The sequence below is a fragment of the Ureibacillus endophyticus genome (assembly GCF_003628435.1).
Taxonomy (GTDB): Bacteria; Bacillota; Bacilli; order Bacillales_A; family Planococcaceae; genus Ureibacillus; species Ureibacillus endophyticus.
The window spans coordinates 26,444-47,488 of record NZ_RBZN01000007.1; the positions used below are offsets into that span (position 1 = coordinate 26,444).

The following is a 21,045-nucleotide window of genomic DNA, read 5'->3' on the forward strand; positions in this document are numbered from 1 at the left end:
GTACTTCGTTTTTTCATCCACTACTATCTAGGTCTTGTCCTTTATTTCAAAAGGAGAGATTGGTCAAATGTCACAAACCTCATTAAACGAAAGTATTTCCATTATGTCTAGCTTTTCAGGAAGTAAAAAAGTATATGTTAGTGGTTCACGTCCTGATATTCAAGTACCAATGCGTGAAATTTCACTAAGTCCTACTACAGGAAGTTTCGGTGATGAAAAAAATGCACCTGTACGTGTATACGATACGAGTGGTCCTTATACGGATAGTAATTATTCGGTAGACATTACAAAAGGTTTACCTGCTATTCGAAATAACTGGATACTTGAGCGTGGGGATGTAGAGGAGTATGAAGGTCGGAAAATCAAACCAGAGGATAATGGTTTTAAGGATATCAATGACCCTCGTGCAAATCAAAAGGTGTTCCCAGGTTTAAAACGCAAACCATTACGAGCAAAGAAAGGAAAAAATGTTACACAACTTCATTACGCAAGAAAAGGCATTATTACCCCTGAAATGGAGTTTATCGCAATTAGAGAAAATATGGACCCGGAATTTGTACGAAATGAAGTTGCGAGTGGTCGAGCAATCATTCCAGCTAATATTAATCATCCTGAAACAGAACCGATGATTATTGGACGCAATTTCCACGTAAAAATTAATGCAAATATTGGGAATTCAGCTGTCTCTTCTTCAATTGAAGAAGAAGTAGAAAAAATGACCTGGGCTACTCGTTGGGGTGCAGATACGATAATGGACCTTTCAACTGGTAAAAACATCCATACAACACGCGAATGGATTATTCGTAATTCAGCTGTCCCAGTTGGTACGGTTCCTATTTATCAAGCACTAGAAAAAGTAAATGGTATTGCAGAAAACTTAACATGGGAAATTTTCCGCGACACCTTAATTGAACAAGCAGAACAAGGTGTAGATTACTTCACGATTCATGCTGGAGTAAGATTACATTATATTCCTTTAACAGCAAATCGTCTGACAGGTATTGTCTCTCGTGGTGGTTCAATCATGGCTCAATGGTGCTTATACCATCATAAAGAGAACTTCCTTTATACACATTTTGAAGAAATTTGTGAAATTATGAAAACCTACGATGTTGCATTCTCTCTAGGTGATGGATTACGTCCTGGATCCATCCGAGATGCAAACGATAAAGCACAATTCGCGGAGTTAGAAACTTTAGGTGAATTGACAGAAATCGCATGGAAACATGATGTACAAGTGATGGTTGAAGGACCTGGACACGTACCAATGCATTTAATAAAAGAAAACATGGATAAGCAGCTAGAATTATGTAAGGAAGCACCTTTTTATACATTAGGACCGTTAACAACAGATATTGCCCCTGGATATGATCATATTACTTCTGCTATCGGGGCAGCCATGATTGGGTGGTACGGTACAGCCATGCTCTGCTACGTAACACCAAAGGAACACCTTGGTCTACCGAATAAAAATGATGTTCGTGAAGGAGTTATTACTTATAAAATAGCTGCTCATGCTGCTGACTTAGCAAAGGGTCATCCTGGAGCACAAATTAGAGATGACGCTTTATCAAAAGCCCGTTTTGAATTTAGATGGAGAGATCAATTTAACTTATCATTAGACCCAGAACGTGCGATGGAATATCACGATGAAACACTTCCTGCAGAAGGAGCAAAAACCGCACATTTCTGCTCGATGTGTGGTCCAAAGTTCTGTAGTATGAGAATCTCACAAGATATCCGAAACTACGCAAAAGAGAATAATTTAGATACTGCTGAAGCTATCGAAAAAGGTATGCAAGAAAAAGCAGAGGAATTTAAAAAATCTAGCGGAAGTGTTTATCAATAAGTATTTTAAAAGACTTGGTTTAGCGGCCAAGTCTTTTAATGTATTTGTTGAATATTAGGTGGATGAGAAAGATTTCAATCTAGTTTCACAGTAGTTTTCGCTTTCATCCAGCATATGAAAGTTAATTCAATCAATTTTCTTTGCTGGTTTGCCGTTTATCAACCGTATGAAAGACACTACAATTAAATTTCGCTGTGATTTGTCGTTCATCCTGCTTATGAAAGACACTTCAATCAATATCATCAGTGTACTGCACCCAATTTGTTAGACACGCAAACTAACAATTGAGGTGTCTTTTTATGGCTAAATCCAAATTTACTGATGAACAAAAATTACAAGCTGTTATGATGTATTTAAATAGTACTAAGAGTTATAGGGAAGTTGCTAAAGAGCTGGGGATGGATTACAGAAAAATCAATCAGTGGGTGAAACGTTATGAATACAATGGGGTTGAGGCATTTGTTAGGCCGTGTACAAGTTATACACAACAGTTTAAACTGGATGTATTAAACTTTATGATTGAAAACGGCACATCCCTATTGGAAACTGCAGCGATTTTTAATATCGCTTCTCCTACCAGTATTTTTAATTGGAGAAATCAACTCGAAGAACAGGGATTGGTGGCCTTTCAGTTAGAGACTAAGGAGCGGTCATCCATGAACAAAAAAATAAACGAGAAAAATAAAGATTCAGTTACAGAAGTTTCAGTGGAAGAGTTACAAGCAGAGTTACAACAACTACGTATGGAAGTTAAGTATTTAAAAAAGCTGAATGCCTTAGTTCAACACAAAACATCATCACCAATCAAGACAAAGCACAAATAGTCTATGAATTAAGGAATGAATTTCCAGTGAAAGAATTGTTAAAGCGAGCCGATCTCCCACGAAGCACCTACTATTATCACGTAAAACAAATGGGAAAACCAGATCCAGACGCAGACTTAAAAAGAGAAATTAAAGCAATTTTTGACGAACATGAAGGGCGATATGGATACCGTCGCATTCGGGATGAATTAAGAAATCGTAGGCAAAAGGTCAACCATAAAAAAGTGCAACGAATCATGAAAGAGTTAGGATTGAAGTGTCTGGTACGAATGAAAAAATATCGCTCGTATAAAGGAACTGTTGGTAAGATTGCGCCTAATCATTTAAATCGCGAATTTACAGCGGAACAACCAAATGAGAAATGGGTAACTGATATTACGGAGTTTAAGCTTTTCGGAGAAAAACTTTATTTCTCACCTGTTCTAGATTTATTTAACGGAGAAATTATTACATATACAATCGGCCCAAGACCGACGTATTCCCTTGTCTCGGATATGTTGGATCAAGCTCTAGAACGGCTACCTGAAGACCACCAACTTCTAATGCATTCTGATCAAGGATGGCATTATCAAATGAAACAATACCGTGAGACGTTACAAGAGAAAGGGATTACTCAAAGTATGTCTCGTAAAGGGAACTGTTACGATAATTCTGTAATGGAGAATTTCTTTGGAATAATGAAATCAGAAATTTTATATCTTAAAGAGTTTGAGAGTATCGAGCATTTTAAATTAGAACTAGAAAAGTATATCGAGTACTATAATAACAAACGAATTAAGGCGAAATTAAAAGGTATGAGTCCAGTCCAATATCGAACTCATACCCAATACGCTGCTTAATCGTTAGAGCGCGAAGCGAGCCGCGACCTGCCAAGCCATTTCTTCCTCGCTACGCTTCGGAAAAAATGGCTTGGCAGGAAGTGGTCTAACTTATACAATTGATCGAACCTAATTAAATATTCGTGTCTAACTTTTTGGGGTCACATCATCAGCTAATTTGTCCTTCATAACCTCTATGAAAGTCACTACACCCAAATTTCATTGCTAGTTTGGTGTTCATCATGCAAGTTAATTCAACTATATCCCTCACTCCTGCAAGAAAGGCTACGAGTATCCCCACTCTCTCAACATACCTTTAGTCCCTTTTATCAAATAGATACTATTCTTTTTCTTCAACTGCTTCTAAATATCGATAAAGTGTTGATTTGCTAATGCCTGTTTCATTTTTAATGTCCAGAAGTGTGTAGTTTCCAGAGTAATACATGGATATTGCCTTTTTCACGTTATCATTGGATTTTTTTGGTCGGCCAATAGACTTGCCTTGCGCCTTTGCATCGGCAATCCCTAAAGTGGTTGATTGTTTTACGATGTCCGATTGGAAACTTAAAAACTCCTTTACCAGTTCAGTGAGGTTAAACGGTAATTTGTCATTTGTGACAATCCCTTCTAGTAAGAACTGTATGGTCACTTGATCTCTTTCACATAATTTTAGTAATTCAAATAAATGACTTGTTGTGTCAGCAAGCGCGAACATTCTTTGCACTAAAATGACATCCCCAGCTTTTAATTGCATTAGTAACGATTCCAGCTCTGTTCGTTTTTTGGGTGCACCGTGCTCTTCTTGAAATATTTTGTCACAAACTGGTTTTAACGAATTTAGCTGGTCCAAACATTGCTTATCATTATATAAAGGTCTCATATACCCATAAATCATTTTATCGCTCCTAAAACCATTCCCAAAAAGGTTCCTTTTTAGGAATTTAAGTGTTATGATAATCAAGGTTTTATTCGTATAAAAACAAATGAATATATAAAGGAGATTACCATGCAAAGTTTAAAACAACAATGGTTTGGCAACGTGCGTGGCGATATTTTATCAGGTATTGTCGTAGCACTCGCACTTATCCCTGAAGCAATTGCCTTCTCAATCATTGCAGGCGTTGATCCAATGGTAGGATTATATGCATCATTTATTATAGCGGTAATTATTGCATTTGCTGGCGGCCGTCCCGGAATGATTTCCGCTGCTACTGGCGCGATGGCACTTGTAATAGCACCATTAGTTCGAGATTATGGTTTGCAATACTTATTTGCCGCAACTATTTTAACAGGGTTTATACAAATTCTTTTAGGTATATTAAAAATTGCAAAACTAATGAAGTTTATTCCGAATGCTGTCATGCTCGGCTTTGTTAATTCCCTTGCGATATTAATTTTTATGGCCCAAGTACCGCATTTTATCGGTATTTCAACTATGACATATGTATTTGTTGCCCTCACTTTAATACTTGTATACACACTACCACGATTTATTAAAGTGATACCAGCTCCATTAATCGCAATTGTATTATTATCTGTCATTGCAATTTATAGTGGTGTGGAGTTAAGAACAATTGGGGATTTAGGAACAATCACACAAACATTACCAACCTTCATCATTCCAGACGTTCCTTTTAACTTAGAAACATTGCGAATCATTTTACCAGTCTCCATTTCACTAGCAATAGTAGGATTATTAGAATCTTTATTAACTTCACAAATTGTAGATGACATGACAGGAACAGAAAGTAATAAAAACCGTGAAGCTCGCGGTCAAGGTATTGCTAATGTGATCAATGGTTTCTTTGGCGGAATGGCAGGATGTGCAATGATTGGTCAATCAGTCATCAATGTTAAATCAGGAGGCCGTGGCCGATTATCTACACTAATTGCCGGGTTATTTTTAATCTTTTTAATTATGGTTCTAGGTGAGCTAGTTGTAAAAATTCCAATGCCCGTATTAGTCGGCATTATGGTAATGGTAAGTATCGGTACATTTGATTGGAGTTCGTTTAAATATTTAGTAAAGGCACCTCGAACTGATGCCATTGTTATGTTAACAACCGTTGTCATTGTTGTTTGGACACATGACTTATCAAAAGGCGTTATAGCAGGGGTTATTTTAAGTGCTGTATTCTTTGTTGTTAAAATTTCTTCTGTGAAGATAAAACAAGAAGGAAACCGATATTTTGTTTCCGGCCAATTATTCTTTGCCTCGACCGATTCTTTTGTGGATTATTTTAAATACAATGAAATAAATCGTACAAAAATCCAATTAGACTTTTCTAATTGCCGCATTTGGGACGAATCGGGTGTAGGTGCATTAGTGAAAGTACAAGAATTATTGCGAGAAAAAGGAATAGACGTAGATGTAGCGGAATTAGATGCTCCAAGTAAGGAACTGGTTTCAAAATTACAAGGGATATAGGGGGGATTTCGATGTATAAACATATTTTATTGGCTGCAGATGGTTCTGAAAATGCAATCCGCGCAGCGAAGGAAGCGATAAAAATTGCAACATGTTTTGATGGAATGATAGAAGTTGTCTATGTTGCAGACTTTGAGAAATCAAAATCTGACGTGTTACATTCATCCTCAAGTGAAGCGTTAGAATTGCAACGCCGTAAAAAGATCGCTCCCGTAGAACAACTTCTTCGAGAAGCAAATGTAACATATAAAGTAAAAATTTTAAGAGGTACTCCTGGTCCAGAGATTGTCCGCTACGCAAATGAACAACAAGTTGAATTAGTTGTCATTGGAAGTCGTGGCCTAAATGGGTTACAAGAGATGGTTTTAGGTAGTGTAAGTCACAAGGTAATGAAGCGTGTTAACTGCCCAGCGCTAATAGTTAAATAAGACACAAAAGGAGTTGTCTCAAAAATGACTTTTCAGACAACTCCTTTCTAACCATTCACTCTTTAAAATACCTTAAACAGCGTGATCCACATTATGATCGTATAATCATTCCGCTTTTCTAAGCGTAACTCCATATACAAACCCTAATCTTTTAGGAATGCTTTTTTATTCTCTATTGCTGCTCGAATTTCTACATCTATAAATGCACAAAGTATCCCCTCTTAACTTGTCCAATTTACAAGTGCTATTGCTACTATCAAATTAAATGAACTTCTGCAAAACCATACTTCCCCCTGTATGGTATACTCTAACTTCTGCATAAGCTCCATTTACAAATGTGAGTTGTGGTGGCATATGTCCGCAATCGATGTCGTAAGCAATCGGAATGTTTAACTCCTCTGCAAGTTCGAGATAAACATCCATTACATGATAATCTCCCATTTTCTCATTGGCTCCACTTCTACCAAAAAGAATACCACTACAATTATCAAACCATCCTGCTAGCTTCATTTGTACTAAGGATCTCCGTAAGTCTGTAACGTTTAGTTCACAATTTTCAAAGTACCAAATAATTGGTTCATTTTGAATAAATTGATTTTGAAAGTTTCGAACATCACCATATGGCGTACCGATTAAATGTCGTATTACATCAATACAACCACCTAATAAACGACCTTTTATATACATCGGCTCATTGGTAATAGTTTTCCACTTTGTAGGTTCTGTAAGGTGATAAATCCAATCGGTTTCGATATTATGTTGCCAATATAACTGATATTTTTCTGATGGATATTGAATTACTTCTTCACCTGGTTTTGTATGTAAAACCTCTTCCCACATAGCGGTAGTTGAATCTGAGCGTATTCCTCTTAAATCCACTAGGTTAACTCCATGAGCAGTGGCTAGTCCTGTTTTTATTGTCATAGCAAGGAGTAAAACACTTGTATCCGAGTATCCTAAAATCCATTTTGGTTTTTTCAAATCAAAATCAACATACTCTAAAATCTCAATTAATAATTCGCCACCCCAGGGAGGAAAAATGAATTGAATGGTGTCATCATGTAACATTAAATTTAATTCAGCCGCTCTAACTTTTGCTGGAGCCGATTTCCCTTTAAATTGTGTCCAGCATGTATTGCCTATCTCTACTTTATATCCTTTATTAATCATTCTCTCTACTGCTCTTTCAAGTAAAGAATACTGATCAAAATGTAATCCCGCAGATGGTGCAGTTACTCCAATTTTTACTGGCTCTGTTAATACTGGATATGTAATCATGTAATTCCCCCACTTCCTAATATCTCTTTCTTTAAGATACTGAGTTATCCCTTTATTTAGAATGAAAAAAACTGTAGTTCAACTCAATTTTCATTGAGCATAACTACAGTTTTAATTAAATTATTTCTTTATTTTTTTCGGTTGTGATCATCACTATTTACATTTTCATCTGTTACATTACCACCAGTGCCCATTCCACCAGTACCTGCACCAGTGTCAGGAACACCAGTAGCGTCTCCACCTGTACCATTCATAGTACCATTTGTATTACCATTATTATTTGTTCCCATTCCATCTTCTGTCTCTATAGCTCCATCATTATTTAAGGTACCATCTAGTGCACCATCTTCTTCAATGCCATTGTTTAAATCTGCATTGTCGTTCATATCTGATAAATCTTCGTCTATAACACCATTATCATTTTCACCTGCATTATCTGTCATACCACAAGCAGCTAGAACACCTGCTAAAAGAAATGCAAAAGGAATTGCTAAAAACTTCTTCACAAAATAACCTCCTTAAACTTGATAGAGGTAGTTTGTGTTGTTTTAAAGAGGTTATACGCGAAGTTATTTTAAATCTTCCCCATAAATTGCAACTGTCTGACGCACAATATCAAATTGAGAACCATTCCAATTCAATAAATTTTCAACCAAACCTAATCCATCTGCATGATACTGACCTGCGATGAGCTGGAGAGTTTGTAAATAATATTTACCATTTCTCGCAATATCAATTGGATAAAGTCCACTTATTGGATCAACCCAACCTTCAATTGGTTTTTTTAACGTACCATCTGGATGATAAATTTCATTTAAATATTCCTGACCTTTATACTGAAGATCTATTGTGTATTTTTTATGAGGAGTTTCGCTAATTACATTCGCTTTATAATTATTTGCATAGTTCACTGTATATGGATGTTGTTCATTAAAGCGAATAGAATCAAAAATATTTGTCATTCTTCCATTTATATAGGAATATACATAGCCAAAAATTATTGCTCCACTTCCACCTGAGTCGATGACTACAAGGATATCGTTTACACCATTACCAGTGAAATCCCCTAACCAGATTGTAGGATTATAACCTTGATTTTCAGTAAGTGGTAAAGTCGTTATTTGATTTGTTCGTCCATTTTTAATATGCAACGTAATATTTACCCAATACGGGCTATTTGGATCTTGTTTTAATGCAGTCAAGTAAATCCAATCTGGAATCCCATCACCTGTGACGTCTCCCATCTTACTTGCAACGATAAATTGCATATATGGAAACATATTATTCATAACCATTCCCCTTTTCTGAAGGTTCTTTCCATAGTTAATGCACTTTTTTAGAAAAGGGTGCCTTCGAGGGATAATTAACGTCTGTTAATCCAAGAAATAATAATCGCTAACATAAGTGCAAATCCTAAGTATCCCATTAGTGAGTAAACTTTTCCTACTAATGTTGTAAAGCCAACAAAGCTCGCTATAAATCCAACCGCGCCAACAAGAATAACAGTTGGCTTATAAATATCATCTTTTGGTGAGACAAAACGAATAATAAATGAATATAAAAGTCCAACTGCCGTATTATAAATCATTCCAAGTAAAGCAATAGCCATTAATATCCCCACTATTGGATGGAGACTTTTTGCAATTTCAAGAATCGGCATATCAACACCAGAAACGATGTCCATTTTGGCAAACATTGCACCGTTAATTATTAAAATTAAAAACCCTAATAAAATACCTCCGATGATTCCGCCCATTCCTGCTGATTTTCTACTGTGCGCGGTACTTCCAATGACTGTTAGCATTGCAACACTTGTGGCGAGATTATACGAAACATAAAGAAAACTACCCATTAACCAATTCGGTGCTGCGGTTGATTGATGTTGTGCAAGCGCGGACTGTTCAGCGAGTGATAGATCCATTGTAAAAATGGAGTATATGGCAATCAGTAACATTACGATGAATAAATAAGGCGTGGCAACTGCGATGACATTAATAATACTATTAACATTTAACATGAGAGTAAAAACAGTAATTGCTGCCATAAATAAGCTTCCGAAATATGGGTCAATACCAAAAATTTGTTTAAAGGTGGATGCAGCACCCGCAAACATTGCTACTGTTACAGCAAATAAGAAAAATGTGATTAAAATGTCCAAGATTGTCCCAAATGGGCGACCAGCAATATGATATACAACTTCCTTGTGGGATGTAGTTTGTAATTCATAGCCTAACTGAGCAATGTTCATACCTAAAAAGGCAAATCCAATGGTGGCTATAATTGCTCCTAATATCCCGTACAAACCAAAGCCAGTAAAGAATTGCATAATCTCTTGTCCAGAAGCGAAGCCGCCACCTACTACAAGACCAACAAAGGCGGCACCAATTTGAAAACTCTTTTTCACTCATTCCCTCATTTCCAAATTTAGAAATTCTAAAAAAAGCCCTTACTTTATGGATATGATTTCTTTTTTTATTCATACGTTGCGTTTTAGGTATTTTCTATTACTTGCATGGTGGACCTAAAAAATCCGAGAGTCGAAAAATGCACTCTCGGATTTTTTCTATCTATATACTTTACTTGAAACAGTATAATGATGAATTACTTCTAAATCGGGTTCATAACCAATTCCGCTCTTTTTCGGAACATTAATAAACCCATCTTCAACAATCACTTCTGGTTGAATAATATCTCGTTTCCAATAGTGGCTAGATCCTGCTGTATCACCAGGTAATGAGAAGTTCGATAGTGTAGTTAGCGCTATATTATGTGCTCGTCCAATACCTGATTCCAACATACCCCCACACCATACCGGGATCCCTTTGTCTTCACAGTAATCGTGAATTCTTTTTGCTTCAGATATTCCGCCAACACGTCCAATTTTAATATTGATAATTTTACAACTGCCTAATTCAATGGCTTTTCTAGCATCTTCTAAAGATTGAATACTTTCATCTAAGCATATTGGCGTTTTTATATGTTTTTGTAAAATAGCATGATCGATAATATCATCATGAGCTAAAGGTTGCTCAATCATCATAAGATTGTATTTGTCTAATTCTTTTAATAAATCAACATCATTTAAAGTGTAGGCAGAATTTGCATCAGCCATCATCGGGAGATTTGGGAATTCCTCTCTTAGAGCTCGTATAACATTTACATCCCAACCTGGTTTTATCTTTACTTTAATTCGTTTATAACCATATTTGATTGCTTGATTCACAACGGCTATTTGTTGCTCAATTGTTGGTTGAATGCCAATACTTATCCCAACTTCAATTTTGTCCTTATTCCCACCAAGAGCTTCTGTTAAAGATTGATTTTTTGATTGCGCATAAAGATCCCATACTGCTCCTTCAATTGCAGACTTAGCCATATAATTTTTACGAACTGTCGCAAATAACCTACCCACTTCATCAGGGTGTTTAATTTCTTTATTTAATATGAGGGGAATTAGAAAGTCTTCTAGCATATGCCAAGTCGTTTTTAGAGTCTCTTCAGTATACCAAGGGGCAACAAAGGCAACCGACTCACCCCAGCCGATTCTTCCAAGTTCGTCCTTTACTTCTAGAAGTAAAAATTCTTTATCTGTAATTGTGCCAAAGCTTGTGGAAAACGGGCTATTTAACTGCATTTTTAAATGCCGTATCATAACTTCTTTTATAATCAATGGATTTTCCTCTTCTCTATTGTTTGTTTCTACAACTATTGCACCACTTTTTCTCGATGTAATCAAATGAAGTGTAGAATAATTCAAGTTCTAATTAATAATATTAATCTTGATTCCAAATTTTAGAATGTTAAAATTATAAACAAAGTTTTCTAAATTTATAGATATTTGAAGGGGTTGTTATATGACTCGTCAACACTTAGGGGTGCTTATTGGGGGATTATTGTTATTGGCGGTAGCCATGGGGATTAGTCGATTTGCTTTTACACCGATTTTACCATTTATGAGAATTGATGAAGGACTTAGCTTTGAAACAGGTGGCTATCTTGCTTCAAGTAACTACATTGGCTACTTTGTTGGGGCTCTTGGTGCAGGGTTTGTTTTTCGAAATAAAAAAAATATCTTATTGTTAAATGTACTATTAAATGTAGCATCTATTTTCTTTATGGGCTTTACGCACTCGTTTTGGCTGTGGATTATTTTACGTTTTATCGCTGGTGCTACAGGAGGATATATTTTTGTTCTTACTTCAAGCATCTTGATGGATTACTTGGCATCTCATTTTTTAACAAAATGGTCAGGATTTTTATTTACAGGTATTGGATTTGGTATTGCTCTATCAGGTTTACTTGTACCGTTTATTGAAATGTTCTATCAATGGGAGGGCACTTGGATTGGCCTAGGAATTCTATCTGCGCTGTTTCTTGTTACGACCATTGTGTTATGGAGAAAAGTTTCCATAAAGGATAATGAAAAAGTTCAAAAATCAAATGATACAAAAATATTTCAGGGGTTTATGCCTTGGCTAATTTTAGCTTATGGTCTTGAAGGTCTTGGATACATCATAACAGGAACTTTCTTAGTTGATATTATTTACAATATTGAAGGATTGCGTCAATTTGCCGGCTATAGCTGGGTTGTAACGGGAATTGCGGCAGCTATTGCTTCCCCTATTTGGAGTATGCTGATTTCTAAATTTTCTACAGTTAGAGTTCTTTCTATAGCATATATCCTACAAATTTTCGGGATATTACTACCGGTATTTTTCCAAACGGCATGGAGTGTATTCTTATCTGCATTTTTGTTTGGCTTTACGTTTATCGGTATCGTTTCACTTTCAACAGGATATGCTCGCGAGCTCTTTCCAAAGCAAAGTGGAGCAGTTGTTTCCGCACTCACTACTGTATACGCCCTTGGACAAATTATTGGACCTATTTTTGCAAGTAAATTTGAATCCTATTTTAATAGTTTCAAAGCTCCTTTAGCATTTGCGGGGATAATTGTTGTCCTTGGTTTAGCCATTTTACTTATTGGGAAAGGGTTAAATGATCGAAAACAACCCGCAACAATAACAGAAATATCCAATAATCCTTCTTCACTGTCTTAGCAGTTGTTCTAATTTAGAGCAACTGTTTTTTAGTGTATAAGATGCAATGAATTCTCTTCCTATACTCTACTCCATATTAAACAAAAAACCTCTACCCCAACTGATAATGCCTAAACAGCACCATAATATGCTTTGTTACCTTTTTCTGTTATGTTAGTGTCATACATAGTTTTTGAAGGAGATTCTGTAGTGATAGCTAAAAATACAAAATTTTCATTAGCCATTTTATTAAGCAATTTATTTATCGTATTCGTTGGAATCGGGCTTGTAATACCTGTTATGCCAACCATAATGAATGAAATGGATTTAAATGGCTCCATTATGGGCTATATGGTTGCTACATTTGCCATTGCTCAATTAATCGTTTCGCCTATCGCTGGAAAATGGACAGATCGATATGGACGGAAAATTATGATTATTATTGGTCTAATCATTTTTAGTCTTTCAGAGTTATTGTTCGGTTTAGGGACTGCCGTGGAAGTGTTGTTTATTTCTCGGATATTAGGTGGAATAAGCGGTGCTTTCATCATGCCAGCTGTAACAGCATTTATTGCAGATATCACATCAGAACAACAACGTTCTAAAGCCTTGGGTTATATGTCTGCAGCAATTAATACCGGCTTTATTATCGGTCCAGGAATTGGTGGATTTTTAGTAGGTTTCGGCACGCGTGCTCCCTTTTTTGCAGCAGCCATATTAGGTGGGGTTGCCGTTGTGATTTCCCTTGTATTTTTAAAAGAACCTGAAAGACATATATATGAGGAAACAAACACTATTAAAAATAAAACGAGTTTTAAGCGTATATTTGCACCCATCTATATTTTTGCTTTTCTGTTACTTTTCTTTAGTTCATTTAGTTTAGCTTCATTTGAATCGCTATTCAGTTTATTTGTTGACCATAAGTTTCAATTCACACCGACAGATATTGCAACCTTTGTAACTGGTGGAGGATTAGTTGGTGCGATTGCTCAAGTAGTATTATTTGATTGGTTAACGAAAAACTTTGGGGAAATAAAGCTTACATTGTACTGTTTTATAATTTCAGCATTATTAGTTTTTGCAATGACCGTAGTGAACTCTTACTTGTCAGTCATGATTACATCTTGTATTGTGTTTATCGGTTTTGATTTGATTCGCCCCGCCCTTACGACCTATTTATCAAAAGTAGCTGATAATGAACAAGGGTTTATTGGTGGCATGAATTCTATGTTCACAAGTATGGGGAATATTTTTGGACCAGTCATTGGTGGTTTGTTGTTTGATTTTAACTTTAACTTCCCCTATTATTTTGCAACAATCGTTCTCGTATTTGGGATTATCATCTCTCTATTTTGGAGACAACCTCGTTCAGCTTAATAGATGGTTTAGATCACTTCTCAAATTCTCTCGTTCACATGATAGTAAGGACACTTGGTTAAGCTAAATGTGAGAGGAGTGTATCAAAACCATGCCAAGAAAACTAATCACAGCCATTAAAGAACATGCCCATCCATTGAACGATCATGGATTGGACAAGATTATTGCAGCAATTGGCAATGCCAAAATTGTCATGATTGGTGAAGCATCCCATGGCACTTCCGAATTTTACTCTATTCGCGCAGAACTCTCTAAGAGATTAATTAATGAAAAAAACTTTAATATTATCGCAGTTGAGGGTGATTGGCCCTCAGCACAAGCAGCAAATCGCTATGTTAAAGGTTATGGAAATGGAAATACTACGGCTCGCAATGTACTAATAAATTCTTTCGATCGTTGGCCAACATGGATGTGGGCAAATGAAGAAGTGGAACAGTTTACAGAATGGCTAAAACAAAAGAATGCTTCATTAGATAAAAAAGTCGGTTTTTACGGCATCGACCTGTATAGTTTATTTGAATCGATTGATGAAGTGTTGAACTTTTTATCAAAAAATCCACAGTACAAAGTAGACTTGGAACACGCAAAGAAAGCTTTCACTTGTTTCGAACCATATAATAGAATGCCAGAACATTATGCCCTTTCAACCTCGCATTTTTCGGATGAATGTATCAATGAAGTATCCAGTTTATTGACATCATTACGCAAAAACGAAGAACGATATTCTGATCAACACGAAGAAGATTTAAACCTTATAATGAATGCCCTTGTTGCCAAAAATGCCGAAGCATATTATCGAGAGATGATGAAAGATGCGATTTCTTGGAATACTCGGGACAGGCATATGGTTGAAGCCATTAATGAATTATTAAAATATCACGGAGAAGATGCCAAAATTATCATTTGGGAGCATAACACGCATATTGGTGATGCTTCTGAAACCTCTATGAAAGAGGATGGCATGATCAATGTGGGCCAATTGATCAGGGAACAATATGGGAAAGAAAATACATTTGCCGTAGGTTTCGGTACTTTTTACGGTACAGTTATCGCCGCAGATCGTTGGGGAGACCCGTATAAAGTGATTGATGTCCCACCCTCAAAGCTTAGAACCTGGGAAGGACAGCTTCATGCTGCTAGCAAAGAAGATAAAATATTGATTTTTAATGAAGAAAATCGGGATTTATTTAATGATTGGATTGGCCATCGTGCAATTGGTGTTGTCTATGATCCTGAATTTGAAGTTTATGGAAATTACGTCCCTTCTAGAGTTGGCAGTAGGTACGATGCTTTTATTTACATTGAGCATACGAACGCTTTACATCCATTAATAGAGTAGCCGTACGAGTTTTCATACGGCTTCTTTTCTTTATCAGGGAACTATACCCCCCACTTTATACATCTTTCGTTATTGAAGATCTATTCAATTCCCATTTCAACATTTCATTATCGGATTCTATTCTTTTCATTTGCAGTTTTTCTAAAACTTTAATTGAAGCATGATTATCCTTAAGACATTCAGCTACTATTCTCTCTACATTTTCAAAAGAGAAAGCCCATTTAATAATTTCACTAACTGCTTCTGTTGCATAGCCTTTGTTTCGAGCAGAAGCAATTATTCCATATCCCACTTCAACAGTGTTTTCTAAATTAGGCTTTCCTTTAAATCCAATATCGCCAATGATTTTGTTATCTTCTTTATTAAGAACTAGCCAAACGCCCCAGCCTATAAGAGAAGGATCTTTTTTTAAATCATCTAGATACATATCTATATGTGGACCAATTTTAAATTCATCCGTTGTGGAAATGTCTTGCAGCGCCTCTTCTGTACAGGGTCTAATTATCAACCTTTGTGTTTGTAACTTCATTTACTTTCCCCTCTTTTTTATACTCTCATTTTACATTAAAATGCTTTTCATGGTTTTAGTGAAAATAAAAGTGGCTTAATTCTATTCAAATAGAACAAAGCCGTAGATTAACTATATACATTAACTTTTCTCTAACTCAGTTTGTTCTACCTTTAATTTGCTCACGAATTTTTTGAAGTTCTTCAAAAGAAAGATCTTCTAAGGATTCTTTAATTTCCTCTTCAATGAGTTTTCTATTACTTTCTCGATATTGTTTATGCCATTCACGAAGACCTTCTGTATTATCTAACATAAACTCAACATCAATTTCCTCATTGTCTTCGTCTGTTAAGTAATCCAACACGGCAGCTAACATACGTGTTAGGTTGTCAATTTCTTCTTGTTGGCTACTAGGAACTTGAACAACTTTCTCTATGTCTGATTCTTCATTTGACTGGGAAGACTTTCTTGGCATGATTACGCTCCTATCATTATTTTTCTAGTTAGTATTCCCTTAAAGAGCATTTCATTATTATATAGAAAATTTTTCTGTATAAATTGTATAAATTACCACATATTTACTCATAATTTTGCGTAGGGAGTTGATTGCATTGGAGAAAAATATTGAAGAACTTTTAAGACGAATAGAATTTAAGAAAAAGTTCGTAGAGGAATACTATAAAAAATGTTTGGATCGAGCAGATGTATTTTCAACTTATAAAGAATTAACTCATTATTGCGAAGCGAAAATCGAAGCTTACAATATCATTATTGATGATATTCATGAGTTATTTCCTTCTGCTAAAGCTATTACAAAAGCGTAAAGGACCATCTCTATTGATGGTCCTTTTTAACTTTTAACTTTTTTTCTCTTAGTAGATTGCAAAATACCAAGTTCTTCTCGATATTTTGCAACGGTCCTTCTAGCAATTTGTATCCCTTCATCTAATAATAGATTGGCTATTTTTTGATCTGAAATTGGTTTATGTGCATCTTCATTTTCGATAATCCATTTAATTTTATCTTTGACTACAATAGTAGACTCCGCTTCTCCCTTTTCTGTGGCAACACCACGTACAAATAACTCTTTAATAGGAAAAATACCTTTTGGCGTTTGTATATATTTCTTTTGTATTGAGCGGCTAATGGTAGATTCATGGAGTTCAGCAATACTCGCGACATCTTTTAAACGTAATGGCTTTAATCCCTTCTTACCCATTTCTAAAAAGTCGTTTTGCTTTTTCAAGATAATATTCGTTACTTTATAGAGGGTTTCATGACGTTGCTTAATTCCCTTCATTAATAGAACAGCATCAGACAGTTTTGTTTTTAAATATTGATTTGTTTCTGCATCCGCATTTGCTCTTAGTAATTCTTCATAATAAGTGTTAATAGAAATTTCCGGTAAAGAAATATCATTTACACGAATGATATATTCCCCATTGAACTTCTCCACAATAATATCGGGAATAATATATTCCGTTCGTTGCACATTATCAATTATTGGGTGTGGATTTAGCTGTTGAATATATGTAAAAATCTTCTCAACATCTTTCACTTCAAAGTCATATTGATCAGCTAGTAATTGAAATTTACGATCTGCCAAATCCTCTAAATGATTTTGAACAAACAATACCGCTAATGGGGGGGCATCTGCCTTTTTGTGTAATTGTAAAGTTAAGCATTCTACTAAATTCCTTGCCCCTATCCCTATTGGATCGAAGCTTTGTAAAATTTGCAGTATGCTTTCACACTCTTCAATCGTTAAATCGAATTGTTCAGCTACCTCTTCTAAATCACAATCTAAGTACCCGGTATCATTTAAGCTATGAATATAGTAAACAAGTACTTCTTTTTTAATACGAGACAACCCCTTTTGCATAGCAAGTTGTTCTAGTAAGTACAGTTCCATGGAATCTTCATTACTTGCTATATGATTTAAAGGGTCGTAATCATTTTCAGAGTTATAATTTTTAGGATAATCACCTTCAGGCAGACGAGCCATCTGTATCGTTGAAGGTTCTTTTAGTTCAATTAGTGGATTTGAATTCGCTTCTTCTCGAATATACATTTCAAGCTCTTGTAATGAATATTGCAATATCTCTAATGATTGTTTTAGCTGTGGTGTTAGGGCCATCTTTGTTTCTAATTTTTGTTGCAATCCCATCGACAAATCCACTTTTGCACCCCCTAACTAAACTTTAATATTTAAACGCTTCATTCGATATTGAAGACTTTGTCGGCTAATTCCTAGTGCTTGGGCAGTCTTCGTAATATGGTTGTTATGTTTTTTTAATGATTGCTCGATATATTGCTTTTCAAAGGAAGCTAGTTGATCGAGTAAAGTTGTTTTAGCATTATTTTTAAATTCAATTGATTCTGAAGTAAATTTTTGTTTTGTCTCATTTTTACGATATTGGTATGGGAGGTGATGGAACTCAATTATTTGCTCATGGTTGAGTAAATTTAAAGAAGCTTCTATTACATGCTCTAATTCTCGTACATTCCCCGGCCAACTATGAGATTCGAAAAATTTGAGTACCTCACTTGAAACCCCTTGTACATCCAAATTAAATAATTGATTATACTTCTTAATAAATTCCTCAACTAAAACTGGAATATCTCCATTGCGTTCTCTTAATGGAGGAATAAAAAGGGTCACAACTGCTAATCGATAATATAAATCTTTTCGCAAATGGTTATTGGCAACCGCATCAATTGGATCTTCATTAATTGTCGCAATAACACGTACATCGATAGGAATTTCCTTTGTCCCACCAATTCGGCGTACTTTTCTTTCTTGTAAAACGCGTAATAGTTTTGCTTGTAGTGCAATATTTAATGAGTTCAATTCATCTAATAAAAGCGTTCCACCTTGTGCTTGTTCAAATAAACCTGGGCTATCAATAGCTCCCGTAAAAGCTCCCTTTGTTGTACCAAAGAGTATACCTTCAATTAACGAATCCGGTAGTGCCGCGCAGTTTTGAGAAATAAAAGGACCATTCGCTCGGTCGCTTTCTGTATGAATACTTTGTGCAAATAGCTCTTTTCCTGTACCCGTTTCTCCGATGATTAATACGTTGGAGTTGGTACGAGTTGCACGCTTAGCTAATGCAATAACTTCCTTTAATTCATCACTCGCCCCTATAATATGCTCAAAGGTAAAATCCGTCTTCGTTTGTCGTAAATTTCGCCGTACAAGCTTCTCCATTTTTGTAACATCCGTTGCAATCTCAACTGCAGCACAAATTTTACCGTGAATTTTTAAAGGAAATGTATTATTAATTGTTGTAATTTCTACCCCACGATTATTGAAGTAAGTTTGTTTTACATTGACAATTTCTTCACCCTGTTCAAGAGATTGTAAGAGTGTACTACTTTGATTTTCCTGAAATTGAAACACATCGCGAACATCTTTATATAAAACATCTTCTTCATCCATCGCTTCCATTTCACGCATTTTTTTATTATAAATAATTGTTTTTCCCTCATGATCTACAGCATGAATGCCCACACTAACACGTTCAATAATTTCTTCATACAAATTAGTTAAAATTGATTTTTTTAAATTCATCCTTACACCTCTAACTCTATCATACAGCAAAATATTTTTGCGAAAAGTCCAATCTTTAATTTTTTTGCGCAAAATTATTTTGCAAACGACACACTATTATTCAATTCTATTGCATTTAATAGTTGGCATGAAATTTGCTTATATAAAAAGTGTAAAGGATTGCATATTTAAGACAATTCTATAATTTGCGATTGATGGGGTATTATTAAGTTAATAAAAGATTTCTGTTAATCAGCAATGTCGAAAGCGGCAATGAAATTTAACGTTCACATAATAAGGAGGAATTTAAATGACTACAAAATCAAAACAAGTAATTGAGTTAACTGAAAACCTTGGTGCACACAACTATCACCCACTTCCAATTGTTATTTCTGAAGCGGAAGGTGTATGGGTAAAGGATCCAGAAGGCAATAAATATATGGATATGCTTTCTGCTTATTCAGCACTAAATCAAGGTCACCGTCATCCAAAAATTATTCAAGCATTAATTGATCAAGCAAACCGTGTTACTTTAACTTCACGTGCTTTCCACAATGATCAACTTGGTCCTTGGTATGAAAAATTAACAAAATTGACTGGTAAAAACATGGTATTACCGATGAACACAGGTGCAGAAGCTGTTGAATCTGCTATCAAAGTTGCTCGTCGTTGGGCATATGAAGTAAAAGGTGTTGAAGATAACAAAGCTGAAATTATCGGCTGTAACGGTAACTTCCATGGCCGTACAATGGGTGCTGTTTCCCTTTCATCTGAAAAAGAATACCAACGCGGATTTGGACCAATGTTACCAGGATTTAAACTAATTCCTTATGGAGACATTGAAGCACTTAAAGCAGCTATTACGCCAAATACAGCTGCATTCATACTTGAGCCAATCCAAGGTGAAGCTGGAATTGTTATGCCACCAGAAGGCTTCTTAAAAGCTGCAGAACAAATTTGTAAAGAAAATAATGTTTTATTCATTACAGACGAGATTCAAACAGGTCTAGCACGTACTGGTAAAATGTTCGCTCACCAATGGGAAGAAGTAACACCTGACATCATTATTCTTGGTAAAGCATTAGGTGGCGGTGTATTCCCAATTTCAGCTGTTGTAGCAAATAACGATATTCTTGGTGTACTAAACCCAGGTTCTCATGGTTCAACTTTTGGTGGTAACCCACTGGCTTGTGCAGTTTCTTTAGCTTCTTTAGAAGTACTTGAAGAAGAAAACTTAACTGAAAGATCCCTTGAACTCGGAAACTACTTCCAAGAACAATTACGTACAATCAACCACCCTTCTATCAAAGAAGTTCGTGGTCGTGGATTATTTATCGGTGTGGAATTAAACGAACCAGCACGTAAATATTGTGAAGAATTAAAGGAATTAGGATTATTGTGTAAAGAAACACATGACTTCGTAATTCGTTTCGCTCCTCCTTTAATCATTTCTAAAGAAGATATCGATTGGGCATTAGAGCGAATCCGAAAAGTATTTGCTTAAAATCGTGTACCTGGTACACAAACAATTCTGACAATTATATACAATTTAAGGAAGCGTTCGATTTGTTTCGGATGCTTCCTTTTTTACGTTATGATAAGGCTTG

At 35.6% G+C, this 21,045-nt stretch carries 19 protein-coding genes; 9 read left to right on the forward strand and 10 right to left on the reverse strand.

Going from position 1 to position 21,045, the window contains the following annotated elements:
* Positions 1-67 precede the first annotated feature (67 nt).
* Together thiC and D8M03_RS04745 are read left to right on the forward strand one after the other, a co-directional pair.
* Entirely contained in the window at positions 68-1,849 is a 1,782-nt protein-coding gene (gene thiC, locus D8M03_RS04740) for a phosphomethylpyrimidine synthase ThiC (protein ID WP_121213619.1), read from the forward strand.
* A gap of 299 nt (positions 1,850-2,148) precedes the next feature.
* A protein-coding gene (locus D8M03_RS04745; protein ID WP_121213621.1) for an IS3 family transposase occupies positions 2,149-3,512 on the forward strand; the annotation gives its coding sequence in 2 pieces (ribosomal slippage) (positions 2,149-2,617 and positions 2,617-3,512; 1,365 coding nt in all).
* Between the two features lie 319 nt (positions 3,513-3,831).
* Here D8M03_RS04745 and D8M03_RS04750 read toward each other — a convergent pair.
* The gene (locus D8M03_RS04750) at positions 3,832-4,386 is read right to left on the reverse strand and encodes a recombinase family protein (protein WP_121213622.1); all 555 of its coding nucleotides are present in this window, start codon (positions 4,384-4,386) and stop codon (positions 3,832-3,834) included.
* A 111-nt stretch (positions 4,387-4,497) separates the two neighbouring features.
* Here D8M03_RS04750 and D8M03_RS04755 point away from each other — a divergent pair, with 111 nt between their 5' ends.
* Positions 4,498-5,919 carry a SulP family inorganic anion transporter gene (locus D8M03_RS04755; RefSeq protein ID WP_121213624.1) on the forward strand — a complete coding sequence of 474 codons (1,422 nt, stop codon included), beginning with the start codon at positions 4,498-4,500 and terminating at the stop codon, positions 5,917-5,919.
* An 11-nt stretch (positions 5,920-5,930) separates the two neighbouring features.
* Positions 5,931-6,347, forward strand: a complete 417-nt coding sequence (locus D8M03_RS04760) for a universal stress protein (RefSeq protein ID WP_121213626.1) — start codon at positions 5,931-5,933, stop codon at positions 6,345-6,347.
* A gap of 261 nt (positions 6,348-6,608) precedes the next feature.
* Here the strand turns inward: D8M03_RS04760 and D8M03_RS04765 are convergent, their stop codons facing one another.
* The 5 genes from D8M03_RS04765 to menC all read right to left on the reverse strand — a co-directional run bounded on the left by D8M03_RS04765 (position 6,609) and on the right by menC (position 11,295).
* Positions 6,609-7,625, reverse strand: coding sequence for a S66 family peptidase (locus tag D8M03_RS04765; RefSeq protein ID WP_121213627.1), 1,017 nt, complete (start codon positions 7,623-7,625; stop codon positions 6,609-6,611).
* A gap of 128 nt (positions 7,626-7,753) precedes the next feature.
* Positions 7,754-8,131 carry a hypothetical protein gene (locus tag D8M03_RS04770; RefSeq protein ID WP_121213629.1) on the reverse strand — a complete coding sequence of 126 codons (378 nt, stop codon included), beginning with the start codon at positions 8,129-8,131 and terminating at the stop codon, positions 7,754-7,756.
* A gap of 63 nt (positions 8,132-8,194) precedes the next feature.
* Entirely contained in the window at positions 8,195-8,914 is a 720-nt protein-coding gene (locus D8M03_RS04775; RefSeq protein ID WP_245987453.1) for an FG-GAP repeat domain-containing protein, read from the reverse strand.
* Between the two features lie 74 nt (positions 8,915-8,988).
* The gene (locus tag D8M03_RS04780) at positions 8,989-10,029 is read right to left on the reverse strand and encodes a YkvI family membrane protein (protein WP_121213631.1); all 1,041 of its coding nucleotides are present in this window, start codon (positions 10,027-10,029) and stop codon (positions 8,989-8,991) included.
* 159 nt (positions 10,030-10,188) lie between these two features.
* Positions 10,189-11,295 carry an o-succinylbenzoate synthase gene (gene menC, locus D8M03_RS04785; RefSeq protein ID WP_121213632.1) on the reverse strand — a complete coding sequence of 369 codons (1,107 nt, stop codon included), beginning with the start codon at positions 11,293-11,295 and terminating at the stop codon, positions 10,189-10,191.
* Positions 11,296-11,479: 184 nt separating this feature from the next.
* Here menC and D8M03_RS04790 point away from each other — a divergent pair, with 184 nt between their 5' ends.
* The 3 genes from D8M03_RS04790 to D8M03_RS04800 all read left to right on the forward strand — a co-directional run bounded on the left by D8M03_RS04790 (position 11,480) and on the right by D8M03_RS04800 (position 15,377).
* Positions 11,480-12,682, forward strand: coding sequence for a YbfB/YjiJ family MFS transporter (locus D8M03_RS04790; protein WP_121213633.1), 1,203 nt, complete (start codon positions 11,480-11,482; stop codon positions 12,680-12,682).
* 192 nt (positions 12,683-12,874) lie between these two features.
* On the forward strand, positions 12,875-14,038 hold the full coding sequence (locus D8M03_RS04795) for an MFS transporter (RefSeq protein WP_414674149.1): 1,164 nt from the start codon (positions 12,875-12,877) through the stop codon (positions 14,036-14,038).
* Between the two features lie 91 nt (positions 14,039-14,129).
* Complete coding sequence (locus tag D8M03_RS04800) at positions 14,130-15,377, forward strand: erythromycin esterase family protein (RefSeq protein WP_121213635.1); 1,248 nt, start codon at positions 14,130-14,132, stop codon at positions 15,375-15,377.
* A gap of 55 nt (positions 15,378-15,432) precedes the next feature.
* Here the strand turns inward: D8M03_RS04800 and D8M03_RS04805 are convergent, their stop codons facing one another.
* Both D8M03_RS04805 and D8M03_RS04810 read right to left on the reverse strand, forming a co-directional pair.
* Positions 15,433-15,906: a GNAT family N-acetyltransferase gene (locus D8M03_RS04805; RefSeq protein ID WP_121213637.1), complete on the reverse strand. Its 474-nt coding sequence runs from the start codon at positions 15,904-15,906 to the stop codon at positions 15,433-15,435.
* 136 nt (positions 15,907-16,042) lie between these two features.
* Positions 16,043-16,360, reverse strand: a complete 318-nt coding sequence (locus D8M03_RS04810) for a hypothetical protein (RefSeq protein ID WP_121213638.1) — start codon at positions 16,358-16,360, stop codon at positions 16,043-16,045.
* Positions 16,361-16,496: 136 nt separating this feature from the next.
* Between D8M03_RS04810 and D8M03_RS04815 the strand changes: the two genes are divergently transcribed.
* Positions 16,497-16,709, forward strand: coding sequence for a hypothetical protein (locus D8M03_RS04815; protein WP_121213640.1), 213 nt, complete (start codon positions 16,497-16,499; stop codon positions 16,707-16,709).
* Between the two features lie 26 nt (positions 16,710-16,735).
* Here the strand turns inward: D8M03_RS04815 and rpoN are convergent, their stop codons facing one another.
* Together rpoN and D8M03_RS04825 are read right to left on the reverse strand one after the other, a co-directional pair.
* Positions 16,736-18,064, reverse strand: coding sequence for an RNA polymerase factor sigma-54 (gene rpoN, locus D8M03_RS04820; RefSeq protein ID WP_121213642.1), 1,329 nt, complete (start codon positions 18,062-18,064; stop codon positions 16,736-16,738).
* Between the two features lie 15 nt (positions 18,065-18,079).
* Positions 18,080-19,459, reverse strand: a complete 1,380-nt coding sequence (locus D8M03_RS04825) for a sigma-54 interaction domain-containing protein (RefSeq protein ID WP_121213644.1) — start codon at positions 19,457-19,459, stop codon at positions 18,080-18,082.
* 289 nt (positions 19,460-19,748) lie between these two features.
* Here D8M03_RS04825 and D8M03_RS04830 point away from each other — a divergent pair, with 289 nt between their 5' ends.
* Positions 19,749-20,942 (forward strand): ornithine--oxo-acid transaminase, encoded by a 1,194-nt coding sequence (locus tag D8M03_RS04830; RefSeq protein ID WP_121213645.1) that lies wholly within the window; start codon positions 19,749-19,751, stop codon positions 20,940-20,942.
* Positions 20,943-21,045: the final 103 nt, after the last annotated feature.

Bases quoted from the DNA above. Each gene is read 5' to 3' on its own strand.
- D8M03_RS04805 (WP_121213637.1), bottom strand. From the start codon at position 15,906: ATGAAGTTACAAACACAAAGGTTGATAATTAGACCCTGTACAGAAGAG.
- thiC (WP_121213619.1), top strand. From the start codon at position 68: ATGTCACAAACCTCATTAAACGAAAGTATTTCCATTATGTCTAGCTTT.
- D8M03_RS04810 (WP_121213638.1), bottom strand. From the start codon at position 16,360: ATGCCAAGAAAGTCTTCCCAGTCAAATGAAGAATCAGACATAGAGAAA.
- D8M03_RS04800 (WP_121213635.1), top strand. From the start codon at position 14,130: ATGCCAAGAAAACTAATCACAGCCATTAAAGAACATGCCCATCCATTG.
- D8M03_RS04825 (WP_121213644.1), bottom strand. From the start codon at position 19,459: ATGAATTTAAAAAAATCAATTTTAACTAATTTGTATGAAGAAATTATT.
- D8M03_RS04830 (WP_121213645.1), top strand. From the start codon at position 19,749: ATGACTACAAAATCAAAACAAGTAATTGAGTTAACTGAAAACCTTGGT.
- D8M03_RS04765 (WP_121213627.1), bottom strand. From the start codon at position 7,625: ATGATTACATATCCAGTATTAACAGAGCCAGTAAAAATTGGAGTAACT.
- D8M03_RS04760 (WP_121213626.1), top strand. From the start codon at position 5,931: ATGTATAAACATATTTTATTGGCTGCAGATGGTTCTGAAAATGCAATC.
- D8M03_RS04790 (WP_121213633.1), top strand. From the start codon at position 11,480: ATGACTCGTCAACACTTAGGGGTGCTTATTGGGGGATTATTGTTATTG.
- D8M03_RS04775 (WP_245987453.1), bottom strand. From the start codon at position 8,914: ATGAATAATATGTTTCCATATATGCAATTTATCGTTGCAAGTAAGATG.
- D8M03_RS04750 (WP_121213622.1), bottom strand. From the start codon at position 4,386: ATGATTTATGGGTATATGAGACCTTTATATAATGATAAGCAATGTTTG.
- D8M03_RS04755 (WP_121213624.1), top strand. From the start codon at position 4,498: ATGCAAAGTTTAAAACAACAATGGTTTGGCAACGTGCGTGGCGATATT.